This is a genomic window from Flavobacterium poyangense (genome assembly GCF_011751075.1).
GTDB classification, from domain to species: domain Bacteria; phylum Bacteroidota; class Bacteroidia; order Flavobacteriales; family Flavobacteriaceae; genus Flavobacterium; species Flavobacterium poyangense.
In genome coordinates this window covers 44,121-57,566 of record NZ_JAALLN010000020.1, presented here as the reverse complement: position 1 = coordinate 57,566, position 13,446 = coordinate 44,121, and the positions used below count along the sequence as shown (strand labels likewise).

Annotated in this window: 9 protein-coding genes; 5 read left to right on the top strand and 4 right to left on the bottom strand. The window is 36.2% G+C overall.

Translation table 11 applies throughout. The features are described 5' to 3' along the window. Positions 1 to 83 precede the first annotated feature (83 nt). The 4 genes from bla-B1-FLAV to nadC all read right to left on the bottom strand — a co-directional run bounded on the left by bla-B1-FLAV (position 84) and on the right by nadC (position 3,195). Complete coding sequence (gene bla-B1-FLAV / locus G3A47_RS20105) at positions 84 to 839, bottom strand: subclass B1 metallo-beta-lactamase (RefSeq protein ID WP_166925666.1); 756 nt, start codon at positions 837 to 839, stop codon at positions 84 to 86. 25 nt (positions 840 to 864) lie between these two features. Beyond that, entirely contained in the window at positions 865 to 1,296 is a 432-nt protein-coding gene (locus tag G3A47_RS20100) for a DUF2147 domain-containing protein (RefSeq protein WP_166925664.1), read from the bottom strand. A gap of 3 nt (positions 1,297 to 1,299) precedes the next feature. Beyond that, a complete protein-coding gene (locus tag G3A47_RS20095) occupies positions 1,300 to 2,220 on the bottom strand; it encodes a YihY/virulence factor BrkB family protein (RefSeq protein ID WP_166925662.1) in 921 nt (306 codons plus the stop codon). A 117-nt stretch (positions 2,221 to 2,337) separates the two neighbouring features. Continuing rightward, on the bottom strand, positions 2,338 to 3,195 hold the full coding sequence (gene nadC, locus G3A47_RS20090; protein ID WP_166925658.1) for a carboxylating nicotinate-nucleotide diphosphorylase: 858 nt from the start codon (positions 3,193 to 3,195) through the stop codon (positions 2,338 to 2,340). Between the two features lie 589 nt (positions 3,196 to 3,784). On the opposite strand from nadC, the gene G3A47_RS20085 reads away from it, so the two are divergent. The 5 genes from G3A47_RS20085 to G3A47_RS20070 all read left to right on the top strand — a co-directional run bounded on the left by G3A47_RS20085 (position 3,785) and on the right by G3A47_RS20070 (position 13,223). Then, positions 3,785 to 4,882, top strand: a complete 1,098-nt coding sequence (locus G3A47_RS20085) for a DNA alkylation repair protein (protein WP_166925656.1) — start codon at positions 3,785 to 3,787, stop codon at positions 4,880 to 4,882. A 374-nt stretch (positions 4,883 to 5,256) separates the two neighbouring features. Further along, on the top strand, positions 5,257 to 5,583 hold the full coding sequence (locus tag G3A47_RS23995; protein WP_306783657.1) for a DUF6660 family protein: 327 nt from the start codon (positions 5,257 to 5,259) through the stop codon (positions 5,581 to 5,583). A gap of 94 nt (positions 5,584 to 5,677) precedes the next feature. Next, complete coding sequence (locus G3A47_RS20080; RefSeq protein WP_166925654.1) at positions 5,678 to 9,994, top strand: CusA/CzcA family heavy metal efflux RND transporter; 4,317 nt, start codon at positions 5,678 to 5,680, stop codon at positions 9,992 to 9,994. Between the two features lie 11 nt (positions 9,995 to 10,005). Further along, positions 10,006 to 11,214 carry an efflux RND transporter periplasmic adaptor subunit gene (locus tag G3A47_RS20075; RefSeq protein WP_166925652.1) on the top strand — a complete coding sequence of 403 codons (1,209 nt, stop codon included), beginning with the start codon at positions 10,006 to 10,008 and terminating at the stop codon, positions 11,212 to 11,214. Between the two features lie 11 nt (positions 11,215 to 11,225). Further along, positions 11,226 to 13,223 (top strand): heavy metal translocating P-type ATPase, encoded by a 1,998-nt coding sequence (locus tag G3A47_RS20070; protein WP_166925650.1) that lies wholly within the window; start codon positions 11,226 to 11,228, stop codon positions 13,221 to 13,223. Positions 13,224 to 13,446 lie beyond the last annotated feature (223 nt).

The following is a 13,446-nucleotide window of genomic DNA, read 5'->3' as shown; positions in this document are numbered from 1 at the left end:
ACAAACTCTTTTTATATGCGTAAGACCTAATTTTCTATGTGTTAAGTCAAACTTTTCACAACTTACATCTCACATTTAACAGCTTACTTTTTACCCGATTTTCCTGAGTTTTTTTCAGCGTTGTATTTCTTTACCAATTTCAGTGTATGATCCAGTGATCGCAAATCTGTCCAATCGTCATGTCCCGGAACAATATATTTTGGGTGTTTAAATTTGGTCTGTACCTTCTTAATAGATTTTTCCCATGCTTTTACATCAGAATCACCTAAGTACCCTAAATCTTTTGCTTCAACACTCTTTACAAAACAACCACCATAAAGTACTTTTTCTTTATTAAACCAAGCTACAATATTATCCGGCGCATGACCTTTACCGGGATAATAGACCTCAAACTTATATTTTCCAACTGTAAATGTGGTATCATTTGGCAACACAAATTCTGCTCTTGCTTTGTTCTCTTTCTTTAGAATTTCATCAGTAGCTTTTCCCGTATAGGTTTTAATTCCTTTTTGTCTGTAAAATTCTATCCCTCCGGCTCTGTCGTCATGAGAATGTGTTGCAAAACACATAATCACTTTTTTGTTGTGTTTTGCTTTTATACTATCCAATAAGGGTTGAAATTGCTCTTTATCCCACGGAGCATCGAACAGCACAACGCCATCAGTTGTAACAAGATACATGGCATTTGCCGAAATCAGAGTTCCATTATAATCATGGAATGTTTTATAAACATAAAAGTCACCTGTGAGATGACTTATGGGTAATAACGAATTCTTAGTTTGTCCAAAACTGCTTGACAGCATGGTTAAGAAAAATAGTATTGTTCCTAATTTTCGCATTTTTATGATTTGAAAAAATGAATTTTTAATTTTTTACTCGTGTCCAATATTGTGTTCTTCCCATAATCGAAAGTCCAACATAACCACGTAGTTTCAGTTTATCAGCATTCTCTAATGTGATGTAACATTTGTATTTCTTACCTGTTGTAGGATCCAAAATAGTTCCTCCATTATATTCACTGCCATCTTTTTTAAGTCCGTTTATAATATTCATACCTAAAATTGGCTTGTTTTTTTCTGCTCCGTCGCACTTGACACACACATCTTTCTTGTGATCAGCACGAAGTATTTCTACAATTTTACCGTATACTTTTCCGGATTTTTCATAAACCTCTACAATTGATTTTGCCTCACCTGTTTCATCGTCAATCGTTTTCCATTTTCCAATAACGGTCTGACTTTGAATTGTACCTAATGTTAGAAAAAACACCCCAATCGTTAACATCCAATTTTTCATAATTTATTTGTTTTTTTGTTTTAATTTTCTGATCGTGGCATTCAATTCAAATCCCAAAAGCAGAATCATACAGTTTATCCAAATGTAAAACATTAGAATTAATAATGTCCCAATAGAACCATAAAGTTCGTTGTATTTTGAGAATTTTAGTACCCAAATCCCAAAAAAGAACGACGATATTACAATTAAGACTGTCGTAAAAACAGACCCAATACTAATAAACGGCACTTTATTATATTGTTTAGTACCATAACGCAATAATAGCGAAGATGTTATCAGAATCATCAATATTACAAACACATATCGTCCCCAAATAATAAGCGGAATACGATCACTTAATACATCCTGAATAATTGTTTTCTGGATAAAAACCTCAAAGACCACAATAGTCGCAACCGTTACAAACAAAATAATGGTCATAATCAGCGAAATAGCTAAAGCCACCAGATATTGTCTAAAAAAGCCCCGTTTATCAAAAACATGTTTTGAGGATTCGAAACCACTCAGAATTCCATTAATTCCGTTAGCCATTAAAAAAGTGGAAAGCAAAAATCCGGAAGACAATAAACCGGAATGACTATTATTTAAAATATCACTAATAATTTTACTAATGGCATCATAGGTATTTGGAGGCACGCCCTGATGCACAAACTGCAGAAAATCTGCCTGAAATCCCTCGATCGGGATAAAAGGGATTAAGTTTAAAATAAATAAAGCAAAAGGAAACAAGGCCATAAAAAAACTGAATGAAACAGCACTGGCATGATAAGAAAACGCACCTTCAATAATCCCTAAAGTATAGAGCTCCAATAAATCATACAGAGAAAACCCCTCTAGCCAAGGTAATTTTATTCCTTTAAAAACCCGGACTATAGAACGCAATACCGGAATTTTTTCAATCCGATCTTCTATCTCTTGAGACATATTTTTACCATTTTAGATTTTAGATTTTAGATTTCTGATTTTAGATTTTTAACACTGTGCGATAAGCTCTTCACAACTCACAACTCACATCTCACATCTCACATCTCACAACTCACCTTAAAAAGCCTTCAAACTCAAATCCATATTGTAAACAGAATGCGTTAAAGCACCTGATGAAATGTAATTCACCCCGCATAAAGCATATTCACGAATGGTTTTTTCGTTGATATTTCCTGAAGATTCTGTTTGACATTTGGTACCGATTAATTGTACTGCCGTTTTAGTATCCTCATAATTAAAGTTATCAATCAGGATTCTGTAAACTCCATTACTCAATAGAATTTCACGAATTTCATCTAAGTTTCTCGCTTCTACAATGATCTTTAAATCTAAATTATTAGCTTTCAGATAGTCTTTGGTTTTCTTAATGGCAAGTGTAATTCCGCCTGCAAAATCAATATGATTGTCTTTTAACATTATCATGTCGTAAAGCGCGAATCGGTGGTTTTTACCTCCTCCGATTTTTACCGCCCATTTTTCGGCTACTCTGAAATTTGGAGTGGTTTTACGGGTATCTAATATTTTAGCCCCTGTTCCTTCTAAAAGACGAACATATTGCCCCGTTTTTGTCGCAATTGCCGACATACGCTGCATGGTATTTAAAACAACTCTTTCTGACTTCAAAATAGATCGAGAGCTTCCCGAAACTTCAAAAACAACATCACCATATTCTACATGTGTCCCGTCTTCTATAAAAGTTTTAATTTTTAATGTCGGATCCACGTATTCAAAAATCATTTTCGCAAGCGCAACACCTGCAATAATACCCTGATCTTTTACCAAAAGCTTAGCCTGACCGTGTGCGGCTTCAGGAATACAAGCCAACGAACTATAATCGCCTGTACCAACATCTTCTCTAATGGCGTTACTAATAAGTAGTTGTAATTCGGTTTGAAATTGTACTTCGCTAATCATTTTTTAAAATTTTATAAGATGCTAAAGTAGGATATATTTTGGGCATTTGAAAGGGAAACAAAGTCTAAAAATTTCAAAACACTAAAAAAAACACTAGCTCTTACTCTATAAAAGCTAAAAATTCCAAAACTTTTTAAGTTCCTTTTTCCGTACTCAATAAAGGTATTACACTAAGAATAATTCACTTTTAATAACTAAGAAAAGTAAAATTAAAAAACTTAATTCTTTTACTTTTTTAATACTCCTGTAAATAAATACTCTTTAGCTCATTGGGCGTAATTTTTTATAACACATAGAAACATAGATTTGAAAACGTTAAGAGGCGTTTCACTTATTTTAAATACTCATAGTCCGATTAATAGAAATATTTTTTTACCCACTCTTTTTCGAATTAAATCTTATGAGAATTACTATTATAAAAAAACAACTCTCAAAAATTTCTAAAAACGCTGTTATTTACTTAAACCAATTACTCACAAGAAATTTCAACACTATATTTTCATACCTTAAATATCAAGCTAAACTTAATGCAAAAAGAACTGAAAAATCAATTCACATTAAATATCTTTGAGGCTCATCAAAGAAAATTATGGGATTAATTAAAGATATATACTCTGTTGCTTTTTATGAAAATTTTGGTCAGGCGGTTGCTCAGGTGCATCCGTCATTTGACAAACAAAAATTCATTGACACCATTTATGAAGGGGATTTTGCTCAAAAAGAATGGAAAGAACGCATGAAACACACCACTGTTGTTTTTCATCAGTTTATGCCTCAAAATTTTCCGGAAGCGGTTATTCTAATTGATAAAATTATTGAGAACTTAAAGAAAAACAACTTTGTCGACAGTAATCTTGCCTTTATCTTTTTTGCAGATTATATCGAAATATATGGTTTGGATGATTTTAAAACTTCGGCGAAAGCTTTTATATCCATCACACAATTTATCAGCTGTGAATTTGCTGTTCGCCCTTTTATTCTAAAATACAAAGAAAAAATGATTGCCGAAATGCTAAAATGGTCTTTACATGAAAATCATCATGTGAGACGATTGGCCAGCGAAGGAAGTCGTTCGAGGTTACCGTGGGCTATGGCAATTCCGTTTTTGAAAAAAGATCCTGCTTCAATTTTACCTATTCTGGAAAATTTAAAGAATGACCCATCAGAATACGTGCGCCGAAGTGTGGCAAACAGTTTAAATGATATTGCCAAAGACAATCCCGACATTGTACTCCAAATAGCCGGACAATGGAAAGGAATCAGTAAAGAAACCGACGGAATTATCAAACACGGCTGTCGTACTTTGTTAAAACAAGGACATCCAGAAATTTTAAGCCACTATGGCTTAGAAAGCTCCAATATTGAACTTTCGTATTTTGAAATCAAAACTCCGATTGTGAAGATTGGCGACTATTTACAGTTTCAATTTCAGTTAAAAAATGGCAATAAAGAGCCCAAAACAGTTCGCTTAGAATATGCCGTGCATTACAAAAAAGCGAAAGGATATTTGGCTAAAAAAGTCTTTAAGATAAGCGAGAAAATCTATCAGCCGGAGGAGTCAATTAAAGTCGAAAGAAATCAGTCTTTTAAAATAATTACTACCCGTGTTTTTCATACGGGGATCCATGAATTATCAATTATCATTAACGGGGCGGAAAGTGAGGCTCTTCGTTTTGAGTTGATTTAAACGGGAACGGTCCTTTAGGGCGGTCATTTGAAACGGATAATTGGAGCGGGTATTGGGACGCGGATTTTACGGATTCGCTGGGCGAAAACGCGGATAAAAACGGATTTTTTTGTTTCTTGTTTTGTGTGTTCGTGAATATTTTGAAATGCTTTTTTATCAATCTGGTTTTTACTTTGTAAAAGTTTTATGTGGTGACTTGACTTAACCAATTCTTTTCTGTTGCTTTAATTAAATATAACTGCAACTATTTAGATTTCTCTTAAGACTTTTTACACAAAACCATCCTTAATTAAAAAATAAAAAGATGTTATAATTCTCCCAAAAAGTATATTTTTTTTCTGAATCATCAGACTTTTATTCTTACTTTTACCACCGTGAAATGGATCAACATCATATTATCAATTTACTTAGTCGTACTAGCGTCTTTGCCATGTGCAGATACGTTGGAGAGCGAAAACAAATCGCATGCAAGCGAAACAGTGAGTAAATCTGATAACCCGTCTCACGAAAAAGGACTGGATCTTTGTGCTCCGTTTTGCAGCTGCAATTGTTGTGCGGCTCAGGTGTTAAGTGCAACTCCTGTTATTACATGGTCTTTTACCGCCGAAAAGGTTCTAATTAAAAAACCTTTATCCACTTACGATTCAATCCTTACTTCTAATTTCTACGGAAGTATTTGGCAACCGCCTCAAATAGTATAATGAAGCCCGAGTAATTTCGGGTAGATGTGTCGTGGGCTTTCCACAAAAAAACAGGCAAATTTTGTCTGATTTCTCATTCATTATATCCAAAAAAATGCTAGATAACATTATACAATTTAGTATAAAGAACAAATTCATTATACTTTTAATTACCCTGGTCCTTATTGCCTGGGGAAGTTATTCCCTTAAAAATTTACCGCTGGATGCTCTTCCTGATATTACCAACAATCAGGTACAAATTATTACTACCGCACCTACATTAGCAAGCCAGGAAGTAGAGCAATTAATTACTTACCCTTTGGAACAGTCTGTGAAAACGATTCCAAAAGTGATCGAACTGCGCAGTATTTCCCGCTTCGGACTATCGGTTGTTACGGTTGTTTTTGAAGAAGGTGCCGATACGTATTGGGCACGCGAACAAGTTTTTCAAAGACTCAAACAAGCAGAGGAAATCATTCCTAAATATGCAGGAACACCCGAATTGGCTCCTATTACAACAGGGCTTGGTGAAATTTACCAATATGACGTATACGCCAAAAAAGGATACGAAGACAAATACAATGCAACCAGTTTAAGAACGATTCAGGATTGGATTATTGTACCTCAGCTACAAGGCGTAAAAGGAGTCGCTGAAGTAAGCACCTGGGGAGGAAGCTCAAAACAATACGAAATCTCCGTTGACCCCAACCGATTAAACAGTGCCGGTGTCACGATCACAGAAATTTTTGATGCGCTCGAAAAAAACAACCAGAATACGGGTGGTGCTTATATCGAAAAAGATGAATTTGCGTATTTCATTCGCGGTGTCGGAATGGCGTCCGGAATTAAAGATATTGGAAATATCGTTGTTAAAAACCGAAATGCAACTCCAATTTTAATTCGTGACGTAGCAACGGTACAACTCGGAAATGCGATTCGTTTCGGTGCCACAACCAAAGATGGAAAAGGTGAAATTGTAGGCGGTCTAACACTGATGCTTAAAGGAGAAAATTCTAAAGCTGTTGTAGAACGTGTGAAAGAAAAAATGGTTCAGATCAATAAAATGCTACCGGAAGGTGTTGTTGCCGAAGCTTTTATCGACAGAAGTAAATTAGTAGATAGCGCAATCGGAACAGTTACCAAAAATCTGCTTGAAGGAGCTTTAATCGTGATTTTTGTATTGATATTATTCTTAGGAAACCTTCGTGCTGGATTAATCGTAGCTTCTGTGATTCCCTTAGCGATGCTTTTTGCCGTAATTCTAATGAATGCCTTTGGCGTAAGCGGAAACTTAATGAGCCTCGGTGCAATCGACTTTGGGATTATAGTGGATGGTGCCGTGATTATTGTCGAAGCCACCATGCACCATTTGCAAAAACTCAAGAAAAAAAGAGAACTAACACAATCTGAAATGGATGAAGAAGTTTATGCTTCGGCCTCAAAAATCAGAAATAGTGCCGCTTTTGGAGAGATTATCATCTTAATTGTATACCTGCCTATTTTGGCTTTGATCGGAACCGAAGGTAAAATGTTTAAACCAATGGCAATGACGGTAGGTTTTGCTGTTATTGGTGCGTTTATTTTGTCTCTTACTTATGTACCGATGATGAGTGCTTTGTTCCTGTCTAAAAGCACAGAACACAAACCTAATTTTAGCGACAGAATGATGGCTTGGTTTGAAAAAATATATACTCCGTTTTTAGAAAAAACACTTCGTTTTAAAAAAGCGGTTTTAGGTATCGCAGTGGCCTTATTTGCTCTTGCGTTAATCATCTTTCAAAATATGGGAGGAGAATTTATCCCCACTATCGAAGAGGGAGATTTAGCTATTAATGCAACGATCATGACCGGAAGTTCCTTGACGCAAATGGTAAAAACTACTACGGAATATGAAAAAATGCTGAAGGCAAAATTTCCGGAGATTAAAACCATCGTCACCAAGATCGGAAGCGGAGAAATCCCAACGGACCCAATGCCCATAGAAAGCGGTGATTTGATTATTGTTTTAAAAGACAAAAAAGAATGGACAAGTGCCGACAATTGGCAAGATTTAGCTCATTTGATGAAAGCCGAAATGGAAAAAATACCGGGAGCCAACATCGAAGTTTCACAACCGATACAAATGCGTTTTAATGAATTAATGACTGGCAGCCGAAGCGATGTTGCGATCAAAATATTTGGTGATAATCTCGATGTACTCGAAAGAAAAGCCAATGAGCTCATGCAGAAAATCAATAAAATTGATGGTATTGGTGATCTTAAAGCCGACAAAGTAACCGGATTACCTCAGATTACCATTAAATATGATTATGATAAAATCGCCTTATATGGTTTAAATATTGAAGACTTAAACAAAATTCTGCGTTCTTCTTTTGCCGGAGAAGCTGCAGGCAAAATTTACGAAGAAAACAGGCGATTTGACATTGTGGTCCGAATGAACAAAGACAATCGAAACGATATTAGCGATGTAAGCAATCTGTTTATTCCATTGCCAAATGGACAACAGGTGCCCTTATCACAAGTTGCAACGGTCGATTACGAACAAGGACCAGTACAAGTAATTCGTGAAGATGGTAAACGCCGAATTACAATCGGGCTGAACGTTCGTGGACGTGATGTAAAAAGTGTTGTAGAAGAAATTCAGCAAAAACTGGACAAAAACTTCAAACTCCCTGCGGGATATTATGTGACATACGGAGGTCAATTTGAAAATCTTATTGAAGCTAACAAACGTCTTTCGATTGCTTTACCCATTGCGCTGGGTTTAATTTTGGTGCTTCTTTATTTTACTTTTAAAAGTGCTAAACAAGCTGCCTTAATTTTTACCGCAATTCCGCTTTCAGCCATTGGTGGCGTATTTGCTTTATGGCTGCGCGGCATGCCGTTTAGTATTTCAGCCGGAATTGGTTTTATTGCACTCTTTGGAATCGCTGTTCTTAACGGAATCGTTTTGATTTCCTATTTCAACCAATTAAAACTGGAAGGAATTGACAATGCATTGCAACGTGTTTTAATTGGCACTAAAACAAGATTACGCCCGGTTCTGATGACCGCAGCGGTAGCCTCTTTAGGATTTTTGCCAATGGCCTTATCTACAAGTGGTGGTGCCGAAGTTCAAAAACCATTAGCAACCGTTGTAATTGGCGGTTTATTCTCGGCAACATTACTAACGCTAATTGTTTTGCCTATACTCTATTTATTATCCGAAAAACAAATTAAACTAAAATCAAAAATGATAAAACCGATAGTAACTGTTCTTTTACTGGTGGTTAGCAGTTTTTCATTTGCTCAGAATAAACAGTCTGTTACGTTGGAAAAAGCAATTGAATTGGCGAAATTCAACAATATCAATCTAAAAATTGCCGATAAAGAAGTAGAAAAACAAACGATCCTTAAAAAGACCGCTTTTCAACCTGATGCTTTACAAGTACAGTACCAAGGCGGACAGTTTAATAGTGTTAGTTACGACAGCAATGTTTCTGTACAACAGTACTTTCCTATTGGAAAAATTACCAAAGCCAACCGACAATTACAGGAAGAATTGGTCAAATTGGCCGAAAAACAAAAAGCTATGTCGGAGTATGAAATTGAAAAGGCCGTAACATTAGCTTATTATCAGTATTTATATGGTGTTTCTGTACAAAAACTAAATACCGAGTTGTTCAATGTTTATGCTTTATTTTTAAAAAATGCCGAGCTTCGTTTTAAAACAGGTGAAAGCGGAAACATAGAGGTGTTGAGTGCTAAGGCCAAAGGCAAAGAAATTCAAACCCAAAAAGAACAATTGGAATACGATTTGGTCATTTATCAAAAACAATTGCAGTTTTTTGTTCAAACCAAAGAAGACATTGTTCCCGATACAGCAACAGCTTTACAGTTTACAGCTCTTGCAGATTTAAACCAATCTAAAGTAGAGAATCTGGTTACAGACTACTACCAACAACAAATTTCGGTTTATCAGAAAGAAGCCAATACATACAAAGCACAACGAACACCAAAACTGGGTTTGGGGTATTTTGCCCAAACCATTGACACTAAATCTTTGTTTCAGGGATTTACTGCCGGCTTGCAAATTCCACTGTTTGGTGGGGTGAATACAGCTAAAGCCAAAGCGGCTGCCGTTAACATTGCCCAATCAGAATTGGAATTAGAGAAAAACAAATTTACGTTGGAACTACAAATGCAGGAATTGAAAAATGAATTTGAAAAGCAGCAAAAAGGGCTTTCTTATTATCAAAAAGAAGGTTTGCAATATGCCGAGCAAATTATCACAACAGCTCAAAAAAGCTACGCAAATGGCGATATGAGCTATTGGACCTATATCAGCTTTTTAAATCAGGCCATTGATATAAAGAAACAATATGCCGAAACTTTGAATACTTACAATCAAAGTGCTATTCGTTTACAATTCCCTTCCATTTCTAATAATTAATATTCATCATAATGAAAAATATAAAAAACACAACAAGCCGTTTTATCCTCTTATTCTTCCCTATTGCTTTTTTGCTATTGTTTTTAACGTCATGCAATGAAAAAAAGACGGAAGAAGCACCTGAAGAAGAAAAGGAAGGAAACGAAGTAGCTTTAACGGCAGCACAATTTAAAACTGTTGGTATTCAATTCGGAACTGTAGAAAACCGCAACCTCAATACCATCATTAAAGCTAATGGATATACGACGGTTCCTCCTCAAAATTCAGCCAAAATTGCAACATTACTTGGCGGAACAGTCAAAGATATCTTAGTTCTGGAAGGTACTTATGTAAACAAAGGAAAAGTATTGGCCACGATTCAAAATCTGGAAGTAGTTGAAATGCTGGAAGAATATAAATCAGCTACAGCCAATATTGAATATTTACAATTAGAGTACAACCGTCAGAAAACACTGGCGGACGAAAATGTAAATCCACGAAAAACATTTCAGGAAGTAAAGGCAAAATTAGCCGTAGAAAGAGCAAAAGCACAGGCTGCAAAAAACAAATTACAAGCGCTTAATATTAGTCCGAATAGCAATAGCGCCCTAATTCCTATTATCTCGCCAATCAATGGCTACATAGGAAAAATAAGCATTGCGAAGGGAGCATTTGCAGAAACCGGAATTCCATTATTTGAAGTTGTTGATAATAGTCAGATGCATTTGGATTTAAATGTGTACGAAAAAGATTTGGGTTCTATTTCAATAGGTCAGGAAGTCGATTTTATTTTGACCAATCAATCGAATAAATCTATAAAAGGAAAAATATTCGGTATCAATAAGTCTTTTTCTAACGAAAGCAAAACTGTTGCTGTTCATGCCAAAATAAACCCTGACGACGCCAAGGGATTAATTTCCGGAATGTATGTTTCTGCCAATATAAACCTCAACAAAGCGACCGTACCGGCACTGCCAAAAGGAGCTATTGTCAAAAATGGCGATAAATACTTTATCTTTATTAAAGAAAAGGAACACGCCGAAAAGGAAACCAAACACGATGCTAAAGAAGAAGGTGAAGAAATACATTTTAAAGCAATTGAAGTTATTCCCGGTACTACCGATATGGGATTTACCGAAATAAAATTTGTAACTTCAATCCCGAATACTAGCCAAATTGTTACACAAGGTGCTTTTTATCTTTTATCTGCCCAAAAAGGCGGTGGAGAGCACACCCACTAATCTAAATATTTATGATACACGATACTGGTACAGATTGCTGTGAAACAAAACAAAACACAGCTTCCCCAAAAAAAACAGCTACAAATTGTTGCTCACATGACGACAATGAACATAATGATCACGACGGACACGATCATTCTATAGGAGATCAGACTACTTTTCAGCTTTTTTCTCCGGCGATAGTTAGTTTTGTTTTACTAATGATCGCTATTGTTTTCGACAACTATCTGCCGCAAACCTGGTTTACGGGATGGATTCGAATCGTTTGGTACGTAATCGCTTATTTACCGGTTGGTTTCCCTGTAGTGAAAGAAGCTTTAGAGAGTGCCAGAAATGGTGCTTTCTTTTCGGAGTTTTTATTGATGAGCATTGCCACAATTGGCGCTTTTGCCATTGGTGAATATCCCGAAGGAGTTGCCGTAATGCTTTTTTATGCTATTGGCGAAACTTTCCAGACATTGGCTGTCACCCGTGCCAAAGCCAATATAAAAACGTTGTTAGATCAACGTCCGGACGAAGTGACAATCCTGGAGAACAATCAGCCCAGAATTATTAAAGCTGCTAATGCTCAAATTGGAGCTGTAATTCAACTAAAGCCCGGCGAAAAATTAGGTTTAGACGGAGAACTCCTTTCCGAAACAGCTTCTTTTAATACCGCAGCACTAACAGGAGAAAGTAAACCCGACACCAAAAACAAAGGCGAAAGTGTACTTGCCGGAATGATTAATCTTAATGTCGTAACCGAAGTAAAAGTCACCGCTTTGTATACAGACAGTAAATTGTCTAAAATTCTCGAAATGGTTCAGGAAGCGACCTCCAAAAAAGCGCCAACCGAATTGTTTATCCGAAAATTTGCCAAAATATACACCCCAATTGTGGTTTATGCAGCAATCGCAATCTGTTTACTGCCTTATCTTTTTGTTGACGATTATATTTTCAGAGACTGGTTGTACCGTGCCTTGGTCTTTTTGGTAATCTCTTGTCCTTGTGCGTTGGTAATTTCAATTCCATTGGGCTATTTTGGAGGAATTGGAGCAGCAAGTAAAAATGGAATTTTGTTCAAAGGCTCCAGCTTTTTAGACATCATGGCAGCAATTCAGGTTGTTGTAATGGACAAAACCGGAACCTTGACAAAGGGGGTTTTTAAAGTTCAAAAAGTGGTAGCCGTTGCGATTCCTGAAGCAGATTTAATAAAATATACGGCTGCACTCGAAACCAAGTCAACACATCCTGTTGGTACCGCCATTATTGACTATGCCAACGGAGCAGAAAAAAACAGCCTTGTTACCGCTGTTGAAGAGATCGCTGGCCACGGTTTGAAAGGCACCATTGACGGAAATGAAATCCTGGCCGGAAATACCAAACTAATGAAAAAGTTCAATATTAGTTATGATAGTGAACTTGATCTTACTCCTTTCACCATAATCGTTGTAGCCATCAATCAAAAATATGCCGGTTATTTTCTCATTGCCGATGAAATAAAAGAAGATGCGAAACAAACTATTCAAAGTTTACATCAAATAAATGTAAAAACCGTAATGCTTTCGGGTGATAAAACGGCAGTGGTAAATACTGTTGCCAAAGAATTAAATATCGATGAGGCTTATGGTGATTTACTACCGGAACATAAGGTTGAGAAAGTTACCGAATTAAAAAACAAAGAACTGAAAATTGCCTTTGTCGGCGACGGTGTAAACGATGCACCCGTAATTGCGCTCGCAGATGCCGGAATCGCTATGGGAGGCTTAGGAAGCGACGCCACTATAGAAACAGCCGACATTGTCATTCAAAACGATCAGCCAACAAAGATATACACCGCCATAAATATTGGCAAAAAGACCAAACAAATTGTATGGCAGAATATTAGTTTAGCCTTTGTTGTAAAAGCCATTGTACTGATTCTTGGTGCCGGTGGCCTGGCTACCATGTGGGAAGCTGTCTTTGCCGATGTGGGTGTCGCTTTATTGGCGATTCTAAATGCGGTAAGGATTCAGAGAATGAAGTTTTAAACAACATATAAAAAAAGGGTGTTCGATTAACTAAACCCGACAGGTTTCAGAAATCTGTCGGGTTTAATTTTTTAATAATTAAATATTAATTCCTTACTTTTATAATAATTGCGTTCTTAATCTACATTAAGTTAGATTTTTTATAATGATTGTAACTTTGTCAAACAATCAAAGAGAACCATTGTAGTAATTATACTAAATCTCGAACAGTAGAAGATTAATT